At 50.3% G+C, this 22,051-nt stretch carries 13 protein-coding genes and 1 pseudogene; 7 read left to right on the top strand and 7 right to left on the bottom strand.

Annotation, left to right across the window (positions count from 1 at the left end; all coding sequences use genetic code 11):
* Nucleotides 1–150: 150 nt before the first annotated feature.
* From QZ323_RS09140 to QZ323_RS09125, 4 genes are all read left to right on the top strand, one after another.
* Complete coding sequence (locus QZ323_RS09140) at nucleotides 151–2,688, top strand: adenosylcobalamin-dependent ribonucleoside-diphosphate reductase (RefSeq protein ID WP_294634305.1); 2,538 nt, start codon at nucleotides 151–153, stop codon at nucleotides 2,686–2,688.
* Between the two features lie 133 nt (nucleotides 2,689–2,821).
* Nucleotides 2,822–5,521 (top strand): 4-alpha-glucanotransferase, encoded by a 2,700-nt coding sequence (locus QZ323_RS09135; RefSeq protein ID WP_294634304.1) that lies wholly within the window; start codon nucleotides 2,822–2,824, stop codon nucleotides 5,519–5,521.
* Nucleotides 5,522–5,758: 237 nt separating this feature from the next.
* Nucleotides 5,759–7,204: a right-handed parallel beta-helix repeat-containing protein gene (locus tag QZ323_RS09130; protein WP_294634302.1), complete on the top strand. Its 1,446-nt coding sequence runs from the start codon at nucleotides 5,759–5,761 to the stop codon at nucleotides 7,202–7,204.
* Nucleotides 7,205–7,229: 25 nt separating this feature from the next.
* A complete protein-coding gene (locus QZ323_RS09125) occupies nucleotides 7,230–8,276 on the top strand; it encodes an endonuclease/exonuclease/phosphatase family protein (RefSeq protein ID WP_294634314.1) in 1,047 nt (348 codons plus the stop codon).
* Here the strand turns inward: QZ323_RS09125 and QZ323_RS09120 are convergent.
* A pseudogene (locus QZ323_RS09120) lies at nucleotides 8,273–9,031 on the bottom strand (mechanosensitive ion channel domain-containing protein); the annotation flags it as partial. The gene QZ323_RS09125 and the pseudogene QZ323_RS09120 sit on opposite strands and share 4 nt — an antisense overlap.
* 19 nt (nucleotides 9,032–9,050) lie before the next feature.
* Nucleotides 9,051–10,079 (bottom strand): WYL domain-containing protein, encoded by a 1,029-nt coding sequence (locus QZ323_RS09115; RefSeq protein ID WP_294634300.1) that lies wholly within the window; start codon nucleotides 10,077–10,079, stop codon nucleotides 9,051–9,053.
* Nucleotides 10,080–10,275: 196 nt separating this feature from the next.
* On the opposite strand from QZ323_RS09115, the gene QZ323_RS09110 reads away from it, so the two are divergent.
* Nucleotides 10,276–11,448, top strand: a complete 1,173-nt coding sequence (locus tag QZ323_RS09110; RefSeq protein WP_294634298.1) for an RtcB family protein — start codon at nucleotides 10,276–10,278, stop codon at nucleotides 11,446–11,448.
* A gap of 99 nt (nucleotides 11,449–11,547) precedes the next feature.
* Here QZ323_RS09110 and QZ323_RS09105 read toward each other — a convergent pair whose 3' ends face one another.
* Nucleotides 11,548–12,231: a response regulator transcription factor gene (locus tag QZ323_RS09105; RefSeq protein WP_294634296.1), complete on the bottom strand. Its 684-nt coding sequence runs from the start codon at nucleotides 12,229–12,231 to the stop codon at nucleotides 11,548–11,550.
* A 34-nt stretch (nucleotides 12,232–12,265) separates the two neighbouring features.
* Entirely contained in the window at nucleotides 12,266–13,714 is a 1,449-nt protein-coding gene (locus QZ323_RS09100; RefSeq protein ID WP_294634294.1) for a HAMP domain-containing sensor histidine kinase, read from the bottom strand.
* A gap of 208 nt (nucleotides 13,715–13,922) precedes the next feature.
* On the opposite strand from QZ323_RS09100, the gene QZ323_RS09095 reads away from it, so the two are divergent.
* Nucleotides 13,923–14,789: a GLPGLI family protein gene (locus QZ323_RS09095; protein WP_294634293.1), complete on the top strand. Its 867-nt coding sequence runs from the start codon at nucleotides 13,923–13,925 to the stop codon at nucleotides 14,787–14,789.
* Between the two features lie 334 nt (nucleotides 14,790–15,123).
* Nucleotides 15,124–17,718 (top strand): carboxypeptidase-like regulatory domain-containing protein, encoded by a 2,595-nt coding sequence (locus QZ323_RS09090; RefSeq protein ID WP_294634292.1) that lies wholly within the window; start codon nucleotides 15,124–15,126, stop codon nucleotides 17,716–17,718.
* Between the two features lie 83 nt (nucleotides 17,719–17,801).
* On the opposite strand, the gene QZ323_RS09085 is transcribed toward QZ323_RS09090, so the two are convergent.
* The 3 genes from QZ323_RS09085 to QZ323_RS09075 all read right to left on the bottom strand — a co-directional run bounded on the left by QZ323_RS09085 (nucleotide 17,802) and on the right by QZ323_RS09075 (nucleotide 21,995).
* Nucleotides 17,802–18,470, bottom strand: coding sequence for a phosphatase PAP2 family protein (locus QZ323_RS09085; RefSeq protein ID WP_294634291.1), 669 nt, complete (start codon nucleotides 18,468–18,470; stop codon nucleotides 17,802–17,804).
* A gap of 40 nt (nucleotides 18,471–18,510) precedes the next feature.
* Complete coding sequence (locus tag QZ323_RS09080) at nucleotides 18,511–20,397, bottom strand: alkaline phosphatase family protein (RefSeq protein WP_294634289.1); 1,887 nt, start codon at nucleotides 20,395–20,397, stop codon at nucleotides 18,511–18,513.
* Between the two features lie 146 nt (nucleotides 20,398–20,543).
* Nucleotides 20,544–21,995 (bottom strand): ATP-binding cassette domain-containing protein, encoded by a 1,452-nt coding sequence (locus QZ323_RS09075; RefSeq protein WP_294634313.1) that lies wholly within the window; start codon nucleotides 21,993–21,995, stop codon nucleotides 20,544–20,546.
* Nucleotides 21,996–22,051: the final 56 nt, after the last annotated feature.

Here is a 22,051-nt window from a genome sequence, read left to right as displayed (position 1 = left end):
CAAGAATACTGACAAACTGTTCATAACTTATTCACTTTTTATTTTGATATACCAAAAAACATGCTTAGTTTTGCAAACACTTTTATTAACGATAAGTATCACTTCTACATTATATACTTATTAAAAAAATATATCTAAGAGAAAAGCATCGTGGAAAAACAAACTTATTCTTATGACGAAGCCTACGAAGAATCCTTACGATACTTCCAGGGTGACGAATTGGCTGCACGTGTTTGGGTAAACAAGTATGCAGTTAAGGATTCTTTCGGGAATATCTACGAAAAATCCCCAGTAGACATGCATTGGAGAATAGCCAATGAAGTGGCACGCATTGAAGCCAAGTACGCTAATCCATTGAGCGCAGAAGAGCTATTCGACTTATTCGACCATTTCAAGTACATCGTGCCGCAAGGAAGCCCGATGACGGGCATCGGAAACAACCATCAGGTAGCTTCCTTATCCAACTGTTTCGTTATCGGAGTAGACGGTGAAGCCGATTCATACGGTGCAATCTTCAAAATAGACGAAGAACAAGTACAGTTGATGAAACGCCGCGGGGGTGTGGGGCACGATTTATCACACATCCGTCCGAAAGGCTCTCCGGTAAAGAACTCTGCACTGACTTCCACCGGTCTGGTTCCTTTCATGGAACGTTATTCAAACTCCACGCGTGAAGTAGCACAAGACGGCCGCCGCGGTGCACTGATGTTGAGTGTATCTATCAAACATCCTGATTCAGAAGCCTTCATCGATGCCAAGATGACGGAGGGAAAAGTGACAGGTGCCAACGTATCAGTGAAACTAGACGATGCTTTCATGACTGCCGCCACTACAGGCACTCCATACATCCAGCAATATCCAATCCATGTAGACAATCCGATCGTGCAAAAGGAAATCAACGCAACCAACTTGTGGAAAAAGATCGTGCATAATGCATGGAAATCAGCAGAACCGGGCGTATTGTTCTGGGATACCATTCTGAAGGAATCCGTACCCGACTGTTATGCAGACTTGGGATACCGCACTGTATCGACCAATCCATGTGGTGAAATCCCCTTGTGCCCATACGACTCCTGCCGTCTGCTCGCTATTAACCTCTACTCTTATGTGGTGAATCCTTTCAAATCGGATGCCTATTTCGATTTTGAACTGTTCAAAAAGCATGTACGCCTGGCACAGCGCATTATGGATGACATCATTGATCTCGAACTGGAGAAGATTGAACGTATCATCGAGAAGATTGATTCCGATCCGGAAAGCGAAGACGTAAGACACACCGAACGCACGTTGTGGGAAAAGATATATAAGAAAAGCGGTCAAGGACGCCGGACAGGAGTAGGCATCACAGCCGAAGGAGACATGCTTGCCGCCCTCGGATTGCGTTACGGCACCGAAGAGGCCACTGAGTTCTCGGAAAAGGTGCATAAGACAATTGCTCTGAATGCTTATCGCTCGTCAATAGAGATGGCTAAAGAACGCGGTGCCTTCGAGATCTACAACACGGAGCGCGAAAAAAACAATCCTTTCATCAACCGCTTACGCGAAGCTGATCCGGAACTGTATGAAGAAATGAAGAAGTACGGACGACGCAACATTGCCTGCCTCACCATCGCACCGACCGGTACCACCAGCCTGATGACACAAACCACTTCCGGCATAGAGCCTGTATTCCTTCCGGTATACAAGCGCCGCCGCAAGGTCAACCCCAACGATACCAACGTACACATCGATTTTGTGGACGATACTGGTGATGCTTTCGAAGAATACATCGTCTTCCATCCAAAATTTGCGACATGGCTGGAGGCCGAAGGATACGATCCCAGCAAACGCTACACGCAAGAGGAGATAGACAAGCTGGTTGAGCAGTCTCCCTACTACAAGGCAACCTCAAACGATGTAGATTGGCTGATGAAAGTCAAGATGCAAGGACGCATCCAAAAGTGGGTAGACCATTCCATCAGCGTCACCATCAATTTGCCGAATGATGTGGACGAAGACTTGGTAAACCGGCTATACGTAGAAGCATGGAAATCCGGCTGCAAAGGTTGTACGGTCTATCGCGATGGCTCACGTTCCGGCGTGCTGATCTCTACCAAGAGTGACAAGAAGGCCAATCTGCCCCCTTGCAAACCGCCCACGATAGTGGAAACCCGCCCGAAAATACTCGATGCCGATATCGTACGCTTCCAAAACAACAAAGAGAAGTGGGTAGCATTCGTAGGTTTACTGGACGGACATCCATATGAAATCTTCACCGGTCTGCAGGACGACGACGAAGGTATCATCCTTCCGAAGAACGTCACCAGCGGACACATCATCAAGAATGTGGATAAAGACGGTAACAAACGTTACGATTTCCAGTTCCAAAACAAACGCGGCTACAAAGTCACCATCGAAGGACTGTCCGAAAAGTTCAACAAGGAATACTGGAATTATGCCAAACTGATTTCCGGCGTATTGCGTTACCGCATGCCCATCGAACAGGTTATCAAATTGGTAGGCTCATTGCAGCTGGACAGCGAGAGCATCAATACCTGGAAGAATGGCGTGGAACGTGCCTTGAAGAAGTACATCACCGACGGCACGGCAGCCAAAGGCAAGAAATGCCCGAACTGCGGAAATGAAACGCTTGTCTATCAAGAAGGATGCCTCATTTGTACCACATGCGGCGCATCACGCTGCGGATAATATCCAGCACAAGAAGGCAAACACAAACGTTTGCATAGGATTAAAAAAAAATTAGATCAAGATAGCTGCGAGATTATGCAAAATAATGTCTATACTTGCATAATCATTGCAGCTATTGCTAAATCTAATATATATGACATTATCTTTTCATATCGAATACCGGACCAGTTGGGGCGAAGAAGTCAGAGTCTTAGGCTCTGTTCCCGAGCTGGGTGATAATCAACAAGGAAATGCCATACCACTACAAACCGTAGACGGCATTCATTGGACCTTGGAAACGGACATTTTATTGCCCGAAAATGGTTTTGTTCAGTATAACTACCAGATCTACCGCGATGGTAAAGTAATACGGACCGAGTGGAACAAACTACCCCGTATGCTCTACGTATCAGGCAAGAAAAAGAAGGTATACTGCTTGCAAGACTGCTGGAAAGACTTGCCCGAACAGCAATATTTCTACACGTCTGCTTTCACAGAATCGTTGTTAGCACATCCCAAGCGCAGCAATGCTCCGAAAAGCTATCAGAAAGGACTGCAGATAAAGGCGTACGCACCCTACATCGACAAGGATCATTGCTTGGGTATTTGCGGTAACCAAAAGGCTTTGGGCAACTGGAATGCGGACAAGGCAGTGCTCATGAGTGACGCCAACTTCCCCGAATGGCAGATTGAAATGGATGCCAACCTGCTCAGTTTCCCGCTGGAGTATAAGTTTATTCTTTATAATAAGAAAGAACAACGTGCCGAAGCATGGGAAAACAATCCCAACCGCTATATGGCAGATCCGCAGATAGGTGCCAACGAAACCCTTGTCATCGGCGACCGCTATGTCTATTTCTCTCTGCCCGACTGGAAAGGAACCGGAGTGGCAGTTCCCATCTTCTCGTTACGTTCCGAAAAAAGCTTCGGCGTAGGAGACTTCGGAGACCTCCGACAGATGATAGACTGGGCAGTGCTTACGCATCAGAAAGCCGTGCAGATATTGCCTATCAACGATACCACCATGACGCACACATGGACGGACTCCTATCCTTACAACAGCATATCCATCTATGCGTTCCACCCCATGTATGCCGACCTGAGACAAATGGGCACGTTGAAGGATAAAGGGAAAATGGCCGAATTCAGAAAACGCCAGAAGGAGTTGAATGCTCTGCCCGCGATAGATTATGAGGCGGTGAACCGGACGAAGTGGGAATACTTCCACTTGATATACCAGCAAGAAGGGAAAAAGGTATTAACTTCCAAAGCTTTCCGACTTTTCTTTGAGAACAATCAAGAATGGTTGCAGCCTTATGCTGCATTCTGTTACTTGCGGGACACTTACAAAACGCCTAATTTCAGAGAATGGCCGAGATTCAATGAATATAAGGCTGAAGAGATCGAGAAACTATGCCAACCGGATTCTGCCGAATACCCGCATGTGGCAATCTATTTCTTCATCCAGTTCCACCTGCACCAGCAATTGCTGGCCGCAACGGAGCACGCCCGTGCCAACGGTGTAGTGCTGAAAGGTGATATCCCGATCGGCATCAGCCGCAACAGCGTGGAAGCCTGGACAGAGCCTTATTACTTCAACCTGAACGGACAAGCAGGTGCTCCACCCGACGACTTTTCCGTAAACGGTCAGAACTGGGGCCTCCCGACCTACAACTGGGACGTCATGGAGAAAGACGGCTACTCGTGGTGGATGAAGCGTTTCCGCAAGATGTCGGAATACTTTGACGCTTACCGCATTGACCATATATTGGGATTCTTCCGCATTTGGGAAATCCCGATGCATGCCGTTCACGGCTTGCTGGGACAGTTTGTGCCTGCCCTGCCCATGTCTCGCGAAGAGATAGAAAGCTATGGCATCACTTTCCGCGAAGACTTCTTCGTGAAACCATACATCCATGAATATTTCCTCGGGCAGATGTTCGGTCCTCATACCGACTATGTGAAACAGACATTCATAGAGCCTACGGATACATGGGAAGTCTATCGTATGCGCCCCGAATTCGACACGCAGCGTAAAGTGGAGGCTTATTTTGCCGGAAAGACCGACGAAGACAGCATTTGGATACGTGACGGATTGTATGCCCTCATCAGTGATGTGCTGTTCGTGCCCGATCGCGAGAACCCGAATATGTTCCACCCACGCATCGGCGTACAGCATGATTACATTTACCGTGCGCTGAACGACTGGGAGAAAGCAGCATTCAACCGTTTGTACGACCAGTATTACTATCACCGCCATAATGACTTCTGGCGCGACCAAGCCATGAAGAAATTACCACAGCTGACACAATCCACCCGTATGTTGGTGTGTGGAGAAGACCTTGGCATGATTCCCGATTGCGTTGCATGGGTGATGAACGAGCTGCGCATCCTTAGTTTGGAGATACAGCGTATGCCTAAAGATCCCGCACAAGAGTTTGGACATCCGGAATGGTATCCATACCGTTCGGTTTGTACGATTTCTACACATGATATGTCTACGCTCCGCGGTTGGTGGGAGGAAGATTTCCAGCAAACCCAACGGTATTACAATACGACGCTTGGACATTATGGAGCCGCCCCGGCAGTCGCTACTCCGGAACTTTGCGAGGAGGTGGTACGTAATCATCTCTACAGCAATTCCATCCTATGCATCCTCTCGTTGCAAGACTGGTTGTCTATGGATGGCAAGTGGCGTAATCCGAATGTGCAGGAAGAGCGTATCAACGTGCCTGCCAATCCAAGGCATTATTGGCGCTATCGCATGCATCTCACTTTGGAGCAATTGATGAAAGCGAACAGCCTGAACGAAAAGATTAAAGAACTGATTGAAGCGACAGGACGGAGAGGATAATTCATCTCTCTTGATATAAAGTAAGAAAGCGATGGCACGCAGGATGGACGCGGGATTCCGCATTATCCTGCGTGCCATTGTATTTTGCAAAGTAAAGACAAACCCAATAATAAAGGGAACGAAATAACGTTATTAATTAGGAGCTGAGAATGAAGAGTTGAGAGTTGAGAATTAAACACATCAACTTGCAGTTCTCAACACTTTATTCTCAACTCTCAACTTAACAACCAATACGGTATGAAATCAAAAGCACTACACCTTATTATATATATACTCCTCGCGTTTCTTCTGTGTCCCTTTGCAGCGTGCGACGATACGGATGACTATTCATCCGATCCCAAACATACGCTCCGGTTTTCGCAAGACACACTATGCATGGATACTGTCATCACCGGCATCCCTACTTCTACCTATCAGCTGAAAATATACAATCCACATAAGAAAGCACTGCTGATTTCCTCCATCAATCTTGCCGATGCCGGAGAATCCGGTTTCCGCATCAACCTGGACGGAATGCCGGGAAAACAATTCGCGGATGTGGAAATCGCCGGACAAGACAGTTTATACATCTTCGTAGAAGCTACCCTACCCCAACAGAAAAACGCGGGCATCACGCTGATCAGAGATTCCATCCTTTTCCAACTGAACGGTATACGACAAGAAGTGAAGCTATGGGCATACGCCCAAGATGCCTACGCCTTCCGGGGCAAAGTGATCGAGCAGGACACACTGATAGCCTCCGAACGCCCCATACTGATCTACGACAGCATCAGTGTAGCCCCCAATGCCCACCTGACCCTTGCCGCCGGTACCCGCCTCTACTTCCACGGGAAAGCAGGCATGCAGGTGCATGGGCGTTTATCTGCAGAAGGAACTCTGTCTTCACCGGTTGTCTTCCGAGGAGACCGTACAGACCGGATGTTTCCTTACCTGCCATACGACCGACTGCCCGGACAATGGGGTGGCATCCATTTCCTCACGACCAGTTACGACAATCATCTGGTGTATGCAGACATTCACGGAGGGAGTTTCGGCATCCGTTGCGACTCTTCGAGAACAGACCGCACGAAACTGACACTGGAGTCTTCCGTCATCCGGCAAGTATCAGGCAATGGCTTGGAACTGACCTCCTGCCAAGCCGTCATCGGGAACTGTGAGATCAGTAATGCGGGCAACAACTGCGTCAGCCTGTTAGGTGGAGACTATACTTTCACACATTGCACGCTGGCAAACTATTTCAGCTGGAATGTACGAAAAGGCACCGCACTACAAATCTGTAACGAATGGAACGGTACCGATTATCCGCTCTCCTCCGCCATCTTCCGCAACTGCATCATTGCAGGCTCAGGCACAGACGAAATAGAAGGAAGGCGCTCTAAAAATGAGAACACAGCTTTCAACTACTATTTCTCACACAACCTCATCCACTCAGTAAAAGAAGAGAATGACCGGATAATCAACGTGATATGGAGAAAAGACGACAACTTTGTTCTGATGGACAGCAGGACACAAGCCTATAATTTCGCTCTTGAAGAGAAATCGGAAGCAATCAATTTAGGAAATAAAGAAGATGCCGATGCATATCCGACGGACAGAAACGGAAGATCGCGCCTGCAGGACAAAGCACCGGATGCCGGATGCTATGAATTTATAAGAAATGAAAAAGAAGCCGCAACACCATAAAAAGATGGAAAGAAGAATTCACGAAATGCTTCTCTTGCTCTTCCTGCTCTATCCCTTCCTTCTCCTTCGAGGACAGGCAGGAAGAGACACACTTGCATTCCGCGTAGTCAGCTACAATGTAGAAAACCTATTCGACTACCGGCATGATACGCTAAAGAATGATCATGAATTCCTTCCCGACGGTATCCGCCACTGGAACTACACCAAATACAAGAAGAAGCTGAATGCCATCGCCCGTGTCATCACAGCCATAGGCAACTGGGTTCCTCCTGCTCTTGTCGCCCTTTGCGAGGTAGAGAACGACAGCGTCTTGCGCGATCTGACCAAGCGCTCCATCCTGCGAGAGTCCCAATACCGTTATGTCATGACCGACTCTCCGGATCTTCGGGGCATCGATGTAGCCCTGCTATACCAAAGGGACCAGTTCAAACTATTATCCTATCAAAGTATTCGTATTCCGAATGCCTCAGGCAAGAGACGTTTCTCCCCTACCCGGGATATACTGCATGTATCCGGCTTGTTGCTTACCCAAGACACACTGGATGTCTTCATCACCCACTTCCCGTCACGTTCCGGCGGAGCCAAAGAGAGCGAGCCCTATCGCCTCCTTGCCGCCCGCAGGCTCAGAAGTGCCGTCGACAGCATCTCTCTTCACCGACGTCATCCCCAGATTCTCATAATGGGAGACTTCAACGATTATCCCGACAACAAATCCATCAGAGAAGTCCTATCAGCCCAAGATCCTCCCCATGACAAGAACCTCCTGCAACCACACAGCCTTTACCATTTGCTTGCCCGCAAAGCTGCCACCCAAAAGCAGTTCGGCAGCTATAAGTATCGGGGAGAATGGGGCTTACTGGACCACATCATCGTGTCCGGCACACTTCTTCATCCCTCCGCCGACTTTCGTACCGATGAAGACAAAGCCGACATATTCCGCCCCGCATTCCTTTTGACCAAAGACCCCAAATACGGAGGAAAACAGCCTTTCCGTACCTACTACGGCATGAAGTATCAGGCCGGATACAGCGACCATTTACCTGCATGGGCAGAGTTCCGGCTTATCTACTAATCGGAATACAGGTAAAGCTTCAAATCAAACTTCTGTACCATCACCAGCAGATGGTCGAAGATATCGGACTGAATACACTCATACTCTTTCCAAACCTTGTCTCGTGAAAAGAAATAGACCTGGATAGGTAGGCCATAAGTAGTCATCTCCTTTTGGCTGACAATCAAATCCAGATCCTGATTGACAACAGGAAGACTACAAAGATAACGTTCTATATAGATACGGTATAGTTGTGCATTGGTGGGAATTTCTCCTTCTGCCGGCTGATAATCTGCCATCAGAGGGATTTCTTTACGAATCATATCTATCATTTCGGGAGAGCAGAACTTCAGTGTTGTCATGTCCAGATAGATATTCTTATCTACCCTGCGGCCACCGCTCTCCTGCATACCACGCCAGTTCTGGAAAGACCCGTTCACCAAGGTGTAGGGAGGAACGGTGGAAATCGTATTATCCCAATTCTGTATCTTTACCGTATTGAGCGTAATCTCCCTGACAATCCCATTAGCTCCCCCATTGGGTACGACAATCCAATCGCCAATACGCAACATTTCATTGGCAGAAAGTTGTATTCCCGCCACAAATCCCAAAATACTATCTTTGAAGACCAGCATCAGCACAGCCGCCGAAGCGCCCAATCCGGCAAAAAACGTAGCGGGCGACTTGTCGATAAGAATGGAGACAGCAATGATGGTTGCCACAAAGAAAAGCAATACTTGCAACACTTGGACGAATCCCTTCATCGGATGGTTCTTACGTTTGGGGAAATTACAACTATTCCCTATCCTGCTTCCCGTAGTTTTCGGCACCTTCCCGATACATCTTCCGCATCTCCTCCACCGCCTGTTTCGGCGACAGAACCTTCACTCCCGGTCCGAAGCCCATCAATACGGCATAAAGTTCAGGATTCAGTACTACTGTGATTTCAAAGACCATGCTTCCATCCTTGCACTGCTCTATCAGCACTTGAGAGGCATGCAGGGGTTTAGTCAGAATATACGACGCCTGACGGGTATCGGCTTTGAAACGGACGGTCGCTTTGGAGAGACGGGCATGTTTGGTCACGCCGATCACGTCTTCGAAAAATGTTTCAGGATGAAAATCCTCATTCACACAATAAGGGATGTCGGGGGCTGTCAGCAGTTGCTTGATGCGGTCTAAAGCCAGGTTCATCAGTTCGCCGTCCTCCACACGCACACCAAACACAAACCAACGGTTGCGGTACTCTTTCAGTAGATAAGGATAAAGATAATAGTCTTTCACTCTGCGAGCACGGAACGAACGATAACATACATGCAACGTCTGCCGATGCACAATGGCGTCATAGATAGGGTTCAGATACTCCAAGCCTTTCAAGTTACCGTTACGTTCAAAGTCTATCACAGCCGGAGCATGATGTTTGGCCACTGCCACACTGTCCTGCAAACGGCCAATCACATCCGCCATCTCCGTGAAACAATCGAAGTCCTGAAGCTGACGCAACAGACCGACTGCTTCCGACAAGACCTCTATGTCGTTCTGCGACAGCGGAAGACGCGTGATGGTGTAGTCCGGTTCCGCATAACGATAATACTTGTTCTCATACACTTCGATCGGGGCATTATATCCCAACTTCTCGCTACGCATCACCTGAATGTCCATCTGTACCGTGCGCCGGGATATCCCCTTGTCTATTCCTTCGTACTCATACAAGGCTTCGGAACACGCCTCCATCAGGTCTTCCAACGTCCAACGGCGATAGCGGTTGCGCAAGCAACGGTCGATAGTCTTATATCTTATCAATGCGTTTCTATTGGCAGGCATAACTACTTTTTTTGCCAAAAATAGAAAAATAATTCGCGTTGCGCAAAAACATTGCGCACCTTCATGCAAATCTTTGCGACACAAGAAGAGAGAAGGGAATATGAAGAAGAATATAAGAAGTTAACGGAAGCTATTCGGGAATTAACTCCCGATAATTCCTGAAACCGAAACTAAAAACCATAAATTATTAAGTAATATGACAACGATTGAAATGAATCAAGTACCCGTCAAGTTGTGGGTACGCCAGTTGGATGCCCATGCTTGGGAAGAAGTGAACAACCTGACTACCTTGCCTTTCCTGTTCCATCACCTGGCACTGATGCCCGACGCACACGGTGGAAAGGGAATGCCGATAGGCGGCGTGCTTGCCACAAAAGGAGTAGTAATACCCAACGCAGTAGGAGTAGACATCGGCTGCGGCATGTGTGCAGTGAAGACAAACATTCAGGTCGAAGAGATCTCGCAGGAGGTGTTACGGAAAAAGATCATGCGAGGCATACGTAAGCGTATCCCCTTGGGAATGGAACACCACAAGACCGCACAGGGCGAAGAGTATATGCCCGCAGGGTTCGACACAGACAACATGACGGTGGTGAAGCGCCAACTGGCATCTGCCCAAAAGCAAGTGGGCACATTAGGAGGAGGAAACCACTTCATCGAACTGCAACGCTGCAACGATGGCTATTTGTGGATCATGCTACACAGCGGAAGCCGGAACTTAGGGAAAATGGTAGGCGAATACTACGACAAGTTGGCTGAGACGCTGAACACCCGCTGGTACTCCAGTGTAAAGCCGGAACTAAGACTTGCCTTCCTTCCCCTGCGCACACCGGAGTTCAAGCAGTACTGGGCGGAGATGGAATATTGCGTTGCTTTCGCCCTTGCCAACCGGAAACTGATGATGGAGCGCATACAAGAGGTGATTGCCGATGCATTGCCGCAAGCCGTCTTCGAACCGATGATCAACATCGCACACAACTATGCCGCTTGGGAAGAACACTTCGGAGAGAATGTCATCGTACACCGGAAAGGTGCCGTGCATGCCGGCATAGGCGAAATAGGGATTATTCCCGGTTCGCAAGGAACACATTCGTACATTGTAGAGGGATTGGGAAATCCGGACAGCTTCCTCAGCTCCTCACACGGTGCCGGACGCGCCATGAGCCGTTCCGAAGCAGTACGCCGCCTGTCATTGGAAAGAGAGATTGCCCGGCTTGAAGAGCAGAACATCGTACATGCCATCCGTGGCACCAAGGACCTGGAAGAGGCGGCAGGTGCCTACAAGAACATTGATGAGGTGATGGAGAATCAAACCGACCTGGTAAAGATACGCACCACCTTGTCGCCTATTGCAGTAATCAAGGGTTGATTCTTTTGACCCTCTTTGCACTCTCTTCACACTCTCAGCCCGCTCTCTTCACAATGCTCTTTGTGACTTTACATTTCCTCATACTTTCTTTGTGCGCCTTCACCCTACTTTCAGAACGTATCCTTTCTTCATCAGCGATTCAATCCTGATCGTAGGGTCGTTCTTCAAGGCGCGGCGCAAGTAGGTGATCTGTACATTCAGGGCGAGAGAGTTGGCATACGAAGAAGTTCCCCAAACGGCTTCCAGCAAGGTGTCCCGCGCTACAGCACAGTTGGGATGACGGGCAAGCAAGCGAAGGATATCTGCCTGGCGGGAGGTGATGAGCACCTTGTTGCTGCCTGTGCGGATTTCGTTCGTGCTGTAGTTGAAGACGGACTTGCCGAAGCGGTAGGTCTCTTCATCCACAGTATCGGACAACCGGGAGGCGAAGCGTTCGCGGATGCGGGCTATCAGTTCTTCGGGATAGAAAGGCTTGGCAAGGTAGTCGTTTGCCTTAAGCTGGAAACCTTGCAGGCGGTCGGCTTTGTCGCTACGGTCGGAAAGAAAGAAAATGAGAACGCGCTTGTCGGTCTCGCGGATGCGCTCGGCTACTTCGAAGCCATTGAAAAGGGGCATATTAATGTCGAGCAGCACCAAGTCGGGTTTGACGAGGGGAAACTGTTCGAGGGCTATTGCACCGTTTCCTGCATAGACCACTTCGTAGCCTTCTTTATCAAGAAAGCGTTTCAGAAGCATGGAGTACTTGAGGTCGTCGTCAGCGAAGAGTATCTTTAGTGGAGACATAGGGAATGGAAAATGAAAAGGTGAAAATGGAAAATTACTGGGGGAGGTAGATTTCGAGGGTGGTGCCTTTCCCGACCTGACTGGTCAGGGAGAGGGTACCCCGATGGGCTTCTACCAGTAGTTTGACGTAACTCAGGCCAAGGCCGATGCCGGGCAGTGCGGAACTGGACAGATGGCTACCGCGATAGAACTTGTCGAACACGCGACCTTGCTCGGAGGCGGGTATGCCGATGCCGTTGTCAGATACACGGATAAGCAGCTGATGGGGAGACAAGAGGCAATCGACAAGGATGTGTACCGAGGGACCGGAGTACTTCACAGAGTTCTCTATCAGGTTGCTGATGATATTGAAGAGGTGGACAGGGTCGGCTGTCACCAAGGTGGATTCGCTGAAGCGGGTTTCAAACGAGACGTCCTTGCCTTCGGGAGCATGATAGAGGCGGACAAGCTTTTCCACAGTCTCGCGGATGTCGAAGGTACGGACAGAGAGCGGGGTGTGTTCTTCGTCGGCACGGGTCATGTCGCGGAGCTTCGAGAGGTAGGCGGAGAGGTTGTCCAGCTCGGACAGGGAGTCGTGTATCACTTCGTCCATTGCCTGTTCGTCCGTCCGCAGGGACTTGTCGTTAAGAAAGGCGACGCACATCTTCAGGGTCTGGACGGGGCGTTTCAACTCGTGTATCATGGTGTTTACAAAGCTTTTCCGCAACTCGTCGATGCGGCGTTGCTTCAAGATGGTCTTTATCTGGAAGAGCAGGCAGAAGGTCAGCAGAAGTATCAGCAGGAAACTGCCTAACAGTTGCCAGCCCATGCGGAGCAGCAACATCGGCAGTGGCGGTCGAACCGTTATCCGTACCTGCTGCCAGCCTAAAGGATTATAGGGATAGACTATCTCCACTACGGGACGCAGACGGGAGCCGGCCAGCGTCACGGAGTCCGTCGTAACGAAGAGCGAGTCTTTCGGAGTGCAGAACTGCGTATCGAAAGAGATACCGGGCAACTTGACCGCCAGCACGGAGTCGAACCGTTGCAACGTGAAGGGCGCATCTACCTGGAGCTTGTACTTCTGCATCTCCTTCTCCATAGACCACCCTAATTCTTCCTTCGTACGAAAGTAGATGGAGTCTTTGTAAACCAGTGGAGAGGTGTCTCCCATCGATGCATCTCTCTTCCGGAGCCGTACTTTGATGTATTGGGCGTAAGAATAAACAGTCTTTTCCTGTCCGCTCAGTGAGTCAATCACCAGATCCCTGTAGCTGTTGGTTCCCCAAGAGACGGATGCCGAATCGGTAAATATCTTCTTGGGGCACAGTCCGCGCACGGAATCGTTTAGCACTGTGGCTTCCAACACGCGGGCACGCACTTCCTTCACCAGTTCTTCGTTCCTGTACTGGCACTGGTCCCACAGCCAGTACCCCTGCCCCGCCACAATCAGCATCATGGAGGCGAGGGACAATATCCAGATTACTTTTATCCGTTGTTCCATACTCTTTCTTTTCCGATTTCTCTGCCACAAAGGTAAACGTTTCTCTCTCAATAGGTACACGTGAGACCCTCTTTTTCCGGTGGAATAACATTTCAGTAATAACTTCCACCCGATGGAAAGGAATAAACCGAATAGCTTTGCAGCCGTAATCAGTAACCAACTCTCAAAAACAAGAACCGTTATGGGAACAAGAAAGATTTTATCCACTATGACAACAAGAAAGATCCTATCCGCCTGCCTCGCCGTCCTGCTGACGCCGCTCGCCGCGCAAGCCCAGTTCAATGTATTCATGCCCGAAAACTACGCCAAGCCGGACACCATCGGCAACCTGCAACTGCGCGTGCAGTACGAAACCCGTTTCTACCTGGACACCGTCAAGCAAGAGAAGCCACTGGAAGAGACCATGATACTGGAGGTGGGCAGCGGCGTATCGAAATTCTACAGCTACAGCAAGTACATCTGCGACTCCGTCTATAATGCCGACATTGCCAACAAGGCGTCGCAGGAGACCATCAACCGCCACCTGAACCAGTACGGCAACGCGCTCATGACCGAAATCATCTGCAAGGGTTTCCCTGCCGGACAGGTCATCACGCAAAACGCAGTGGCAGGCTGCAACCGGATCCGCTACGAAGAGAAGCTGGAGTTCCCCCGCTGGGAGCTGACCGAAGAGACCGACACGCTGCTGGGCATGGCCTGCCGGAAGGCGAAATGCGACTTCAAGGGAAGACACTGGACCGCATGGTTCACCGATGAAGTCGCCATCAGTGAAGGTCCCTGGAAGTTGGGCGGACTGCCCGGCCTCATCCTGAAAGCGAAAGACAACGAAGGGCATTATTGCTTCACCGCCAGCGGCATCGAGCTGTGTCACACCCGACGTCCGATTACCGCCGAACTGAAAAACTACGAGGCAGTCAGCCGAAAGCAGTACCGGAAAATACACGAACGCTACTACGACGACCCCATAGGCTTCATCCATAGTAGCCAACCGGGCGTCAGCATGACCGTGACGGACGGCAACGGAAACAAGATAAGGCCGAGGGGGATTCCCTCCAATCCGATAGAAAGGGAATAGCCTGCCCTGACGACACGGAGAAAGAAGCGGTTTGACACGGGGAAAAAACTTCATTCCTTCACTGACAAAACCCTATTCCCTCACTGAGAAAAGAGGGATGACTCAGGGAGAAAACTTCATCTCGCGGCGCGAGATATACATCTCAGCCCGCGAGATGTATATCTCACCAGCCGGGATGTACATCTCGCCAGCTGAGATGAAGTTTTCTCCCTGAGTCAAACAACTTTGCAAGCTGAGTGAAACAACTTTCCTCAGGGAGTCATCACGCTTCTTCACCTATCCATAACGAGAACTTAAAAACACACCTTGCACCTACGTTTAAAAAAACATTCAGATGAAACCATCCATCCACCTGTCCGGTACAACCGGCCACGCCCTCTTCATAACCTGTTGCCTACTGTCCCTCCTATGCCGCCCGCTGTCTGCCCAAGTATTGAGCGGCACAGTGACCGACGCTGAAACCCATCAGCCACTGGAAGCCGTCATGCTCTGCGTGATGCGCGAAAACAAAACGATAGATTATGCCCTGACCGACGCAAAAGGGCACTACAGCCTGCCATGGAAAAACTACAGCGGCACCTTGCAGCTCAGTGCCTCCCTATTAGGCTATAAACGGGAAGTGCGAAGCATCTCCGCCTCCGGCCGACAGGACTTCCGGCTAAGCCCCGAAGCCATCGTCTTGAAAGAGGTGCAGATACGCGGCGGACGCATCTACGGGCGCAAGGACACCGTGAGATACGACCTCTCGCAATTCGCCTCTTCCAAAGACGTGCACATCAAAGACGTACTGAAACGCCTGCCCGGCGTGGATGTAGAAGAGAGCGGGCAGGTGAAGTACAAAGGAAAGCCCATCGACCACTTCTTGGTGGAGGGCATGGACGTGACGGGCGGACGGTATAACCAGGTGAACAACACGCTGAGTGCCAAAGCTGTGAAGAGTGCGGAAATCATGGAGAACTACCAGTCTGTGAAAGCCCTGAAAGATAAAATCAACTCCGACGAAGTGGCACTAAACCTGAAACTGGATCCGAAAGCGCGCGACCAATGGCTCGTCAACGCCCAACTCGGAGCAGGTTACAGCCAGGCGGACGGAGGAAGAGGTACGGATAACCTGCTTTGGGAAGGCTCCGCCAGTGCCCTCCAACTGGGCAAAGGCAAACAGAACCTGTACAGCTACAAGACAAACAACAAAGGCAAAGACCTCAGCAACGAACAAGCTTTGCTCATCAACCGGCAAAAAGAGGATATCCTTGTCTCCTCCCCTCTCTCCCAACCGGGCATCAGTGCTCCGCTCGAGAAGCAACGTCTTCTCTTCAACCGCACGCATACGCTGAACGGAAACCGCATGTACAAATGGAACGACAACCGCAGCTTGCGACTGCAAGCCGGATACACGCACGACGAAATCAGACAGGAACGCCGGAACACGCTCGCCTACTACCAGCCCGGCGACACCCTGCGCACGGACGAGACCTACCGCTACCGTCTGCTAAGCAACGCTGCTTATACGGAAGCCCACTACGAAGATAACAGCCCCAAGCACTACCTGAGCAACCGCCTCCAACTGGAAGGAAACATCGGAAACGGCACCTCGCAAGGCCTCCAGCAGAAGATACGGACCTCGGAACTGAAAGCCAGCAATCGCCTGCACCTGCTCCGCAACAAAGAACAGGAGACATGGGAAATCAATTCTACCGTGCAGTACACCCTGCTCCCCTCGTCACTGCAAGTAGCGGATCAGCGGGAGAAGTACCGTCGACAAAGCTTCTATGCCGACCATCATGCCAGCTACCTGCGCAAATATAATGGATTTACCCGACAATACCGTGCAGGTGTACAGGGAGAATGGGGTACCTTCACATCCTCGCCCGTGCAGCCGTCCGCACAACCGGACATGCAGCCGTCCGCCTGCACATCCAACCGTGCGTCCGATGTCTCCAGTCTGTCCGTCTATCTCTCCCCCTACTTGCAGCTGGAGCGGGGCAAGTGGCTGGGCAGCCTTACGCTTCCCTTCCGAGGGAAACGCTTCTTCGGACTGGGGGCGAATCGTCTCCTCTACTCCCCTTCCCTCTACCTGCGTTGTCAGGTGGATTATCACTGGAAGTTCAGCCTCTCTGCCAGTCTGAACCGCTCCGCCGGAACCGATGCCGACCTCTACTCCTCCTACCGGACGGACTACCGGACATGGTGGAACAACAACCGGATGCTCCCCGTCGCCCTCAGCCAGAACTATCGGATTTACGGAGAGTACAAGAATACCGTGCATGAGTTTTTCGTAACCGTCTCGCTCTCCCATCAACGCACGCAGCAGAACACCCTTTATGAACAGACCGTCACGCCGGACTCCATCGTCTATACGCGCCACCATCTAAAGAACCATACCGAGAACTGGTCACTCCACACCATGCTCTCCAAAGGCTTCTATGACTGGCACTTGAAAACCTCGCTGAACCTCATCCTCAGCCGCAACACCGGCAAGCAACTGACGAACAACCGCCTGCAAACCTACCGTTACGACTACCTGCAAGCGGAGCCCAAACTTATCTGGTTGCCCATGTCGGGCTTTGAAGCGGAATATCATGCCACATTGGGATATGGCGGCAGCAAGATAGGAAACGACACGCGGCTTACTCCGCTACTGAATCTTGTGCAACGCCTGCATCTCACATTCAGCATCGGCCGCGTAGACCTGCGTCTCTCCTGCGAACACTACCGGAACGACCTGGACGAGAATATGCGCCTCAACACCTTGTTTGCCGATGCCTCTTTCGTCTACAAAACCAAAAGATGGCGGTTTGAGGCCAGTCTGAACAACTTGTTCAACAAGAAAGAATATGGCTATACGACCTATTCCGCCACGCAAAGTAGCACATCGCGACTCGGCATCCGTTCACGGGAGGGGATGGTGACGGTAGGCAGACAGTTATAAAATGGAAAATGGAAAGGGGAAAATGGAAAATGGGAAGGAGAAATGAGAAGGGGAGGGAAGCGACAGGTGAAAGGCGGGAGGCTCTATCCGAGCATAAGCGCCGCATAGAGCAGTATTCCCACTATTGTCAACCCGCCTACCCATATCGGGGCATAGGCATGATGAAGCTCTTTCATCGTCTTATGCCTGCTCACCTTCATAAAAAGGAGATAAACCAGATACGCTGCCAACAAGCCGATCAGTGCACCCACCAGCAAGTCGCCCGGATAGTGTACGCCCAAGTAGATGCGCGAGTAACAAGTGAGCAGCGCCCAGCCCATGAAGAACACCGTAAGCCATCTCTTTCTGAAAAGGAAGCTGATGAAGAAAGCCAGCCCGAACGTATTGGCCGCATGACAGGAGGGGAAGCCATAACTTCCGCCACGGTATCCGTTGACAATGTGCACCATATCGGAAATCGGATTCTCCAGGTTGGCAGGACGAAGACGCCCTACGTACGGACGGATCAATGTCGCACCGGTCTGGTCGGCAAGGGTGATGACCAGCGCCACAGCAATCAGGCAGGATAAAGCTACTTTCCAATGAAAGTTGCGCAACATCACGTAGAATATGGAAACATACATAGGCACCCAAATCCATTTACCACTGTAAGTACTCATGAAATAATCGAAAAACGGACTGTGCATCCGATTGATGGAAAGAAATATATTGGTGTCTATGTTGATCAACTCATTCAAGACTTCTGACATCATGCCATTTCTTATTTTATCTGTTTGTTATATCTTTATGTCTTTATCTTTTTGCTATATCGTCGTACAACTTCTGCAAGTAGGCCTTTCCCGGAAGAAGGTTCTTCCCTTTCGCCGTACCTTCGTCCAGCACCGTAGCAGCGGCCTCACAATTGAATATCAACTGATCGTCCGGTGTCAGCATGCCGAAAAGGTCCGGCACCGTGAAGAAAGCGAAGTGAGGGGAAGCGGGATTCAGCATATCCTTGCTGAACGTGAACTGCTGATGGGGCAACCCCAATTGAGCCAGCAGCGTCGCAGCAATATCGTGCTGCGAACCATAGATGTCGATATGCCTCGGCGCAGCAATAGCACCGCCTATCAGCAGCAAGGGAATCTGATAACGCTCTATCGTCTGGTTATCCAGATATTCGGGATATGCCCCTACGTGGTCCGGAACCAACAGCATCACCGTATTCTCCCACTGCGGCAATTCGCGGAAACGCCTCACAAAGTCGCCCAAACAGCTGTCCGTATAGGCGAAAGCATTCAGGCGGTCGTTCGCCAAGCGGCGGTAAGGCACTTCAAAAGGTTCGTGGCTGCTGGAGGTCTGCAAAACCTTGAAGAAAGGACGCGCGTCCGCTGCGGAAGCATCTCCCGTATCTCCTGTAGCCTCAGCCTTCATATCCTCCAGCAGACGGTTGAAGACAAGATGGTCGTGCGCTCCCCACTTGCTCAAGCGCTCCGATACGGGGAAGTCTTCATCAGAAACGATAGCCTCGAAACCCGAAGAGATCAGATAGGAACGCATATTGGTGAAGTCGGCATCACCGCCGTAATAATATTGGGTCCGGTATCCGGCATCGCGCAGGCTGCCTGCAATGGCAGGAAGATGTTGTGTCTTGCGGGGATACTTCATGATGCTCGTAGTGGGCTGTGCGGGAAAACCGCTCAACACGGACACCAAGCCGCGGTCTGTGCGGAAGCTGTTGGCATAGAAGTTCGTGAAAAGTACGCCCTCTTTGGCCAGGCTGTCCATCTGGACGGCAATGTCCGGCTCTCCTCCCAAACTGGTCATCAACCGGGAAGAGAAACTCTCCAATATGACAAACAGCACATTCGGCCGCTCTGTCTTAAACAAGGACGTGCGCAACGTGTCGGGAACGGTTGCCATACTGTCTGCCACCATCGGGTCTACCAACGTCTTCATCAGTTCATCCGCCTGAGCGGCATCCATAAAGCGGTATTGCTTGGCAAAGTCTTTCTGCTTCGAGAGCGATTCCATCAGGCTGAATGCCGGATTGATAGCCGCATGGTTCAGACGTTGGTTGGAACTGAAATAGACTTTGCCCGTATTCATGGTAGAGACGGTGAAACCGCCACGGATGGGGATAAACAGCAATCCGGTCAGCAACAGCATCACGCCCGACACCGACAAACGGCGATAGGGCAACTTCATGCTTCGCCAGATACCCTTCTGTATCCACAGGAACAGGATATACAGCAACAAGGCATACAGCACCATCGCAAACACTCCTCCCGCCATCTGCCACACGCTGATGCTTGCCAACGCATCTTTAGGAGAGGAGAAGAAATAGAATATCGGTGTGGCATCCAGCCGGAATCCCCAATATTCATATAGCCCCAAATCGACCACGAAAATAACCGAAAGCAGAATGGAAACAAAAAGATAATATCCTCTCCAGATGCGGCGAAGCGTAGCGGAAAGCGTCCAGGCGGAAACGATGAAAAGCAATCCGGGAATAGCGGTCAGATATCCCGCCAATGAGAAGTCGAGAGGCAGACCGTTCCAAATAACCCGAAAGATATCTGTCCAGGCAGTTTCTGCATACAAAGCACTATAATAAAGTAAAAACAGCGGTTTCTGTAATATAAAGATGAAGACGAAAAGGAAATACGTCTTTATCCATCCTATAAGCTTTTCTTTCATCAGCCTTTTCTTATTGTATATTCATATTGAGCGCAAAAATAACTGTTTTATTCTATTCTACACCAATATTGTTCAAGAAAACCGTGAAAGATAGGCCTATAGGTACGTTTTTTAAAAGAGAGTTCCGTAGTTTACAAGAGATTTATTCAGCGGTTGCGCCTCAGGTACAGCCGATCCGTTATGGTAGCCGGAAGTTCCTCTTCGTAGTGGGTGACCATAATCAAGGTCTTGTCCCGACGGCGGCAGAAGGCTTCGATGATCTTCTTCACGCGGCGGCGGTTGTAAGTATCCAGGCCATGAAGCGGCTCGTCAAGAATCAGCAGTTCCGGGTCTTTCACGAAAGCGCGTGCCAAGAGCGCCAGGCGTTGTTCGCCACTGGAGAGTTGAAGGAAAGGCTTGTCCTTCAGGGAGGAGATACCGAAAACATCCATCCACCATTCGCAGATGGACATCTGTTCGGGCTTAGGACGCTTATATAAACCGATGCTGTCATGCAGTCCGGAAGCTACGATTTCAATCGTCGGCAGGTTCTTCAGATAGGCACGATGCATCTCAGGACTGACATAGCCGATGTGTTTCTTTATCTCCCAGATACTCTCGCCCGTACCCCGCTTCCTTCCGAACAGGCTGATATCGCAGGCATACGACTGGGGATTATCGGCACAGACCAAACTGAGCAGGGTTGATTTTCCCGCACCGTTTTCGCCGCCCAACGCCCATTTCTGCCCACGCATTACCGTCCAGTCCAACTCTTTCAGTATGGTACGGTCGCCATAGCGGATACTGACCTTATTCAGTTTCACGACTTCGTCGGAAACGTAGTTGGTGTTTTCGTAAGGCAAACTGATGATGCGCTGCTGCAAGTCCTCGGGAACGGGAACATCCGAGTTGCGGAAAATAGCTAAATAGGGGTCGCGCTCCATCATCTGCCCCACCGTGAGATTGGCTACCGGCAACACCTTATTTATATAAGCAGGAATGTCATCCATCATCGAGAGCACAAGAACCAGTTGCACGGCAGAACGTTTCGACAAGTCTTCCAGCAACTTATTCAGCAGTTCGCGGGTCTGTGCATCCAGCCCGATGAAGGGATTGTCCATGATCAGTATGCGCGGAGAAGTCAGCAGGGCTTTTGCCAACTGGAACTTGCGCAACTCTCCACTGGAGAGCAGGATCATGGGTTTGTCCAACATCGGCTCAAGGTGGAACAGGTCGAACAAGTCCTGCCGCAACGCTTCGTCTTTCACTTCGCCAAGCATCTCCCTGACCGAAGGTACATCCTCCTGGTCGTGCGTGTTCCAGCGCTGTTGATAATAGTAATTGGCATCGGCAGAACCGTACGTATCGCGAAATGCGATATACTTGATGTTATCGTAGACCATCGGCGAAACGGACGGAGAGAAGTCGTAATCCAAGGAACCTTCCTTCAGCGGATATTTGCCTGTCAGCATATCTACCAAAAGAGTTTTGCCGGCACCGTTCGGCCCGACAATGGCAATGTGTTCATCGGCCGGAAAAGAGACCGAAACGGGAGCCGCCAAACGAACCTGCGGATTGCGGACCACGGCTCCCGAGAGACGTATCGTATAGGATTGCATCATTGGAAATGGATTTATTTGAAGGAGTTACCTAGAGTTAAAAGGAGTTATAATTA

It is taken from the genome of uncultured Bacteroides sp. (assembly GCF_910585845.1).
Lineage (GTDB): Bacteria > Bacteroidota > Bacteroidia > Bacteroidales > Bacteroidaceae > Bacteroides.
The sequence above is the reverse complement of the archived record's forward strand: the minus strand, read 5'-3'. Positions and strand labels throughout refer to the sequence as shown.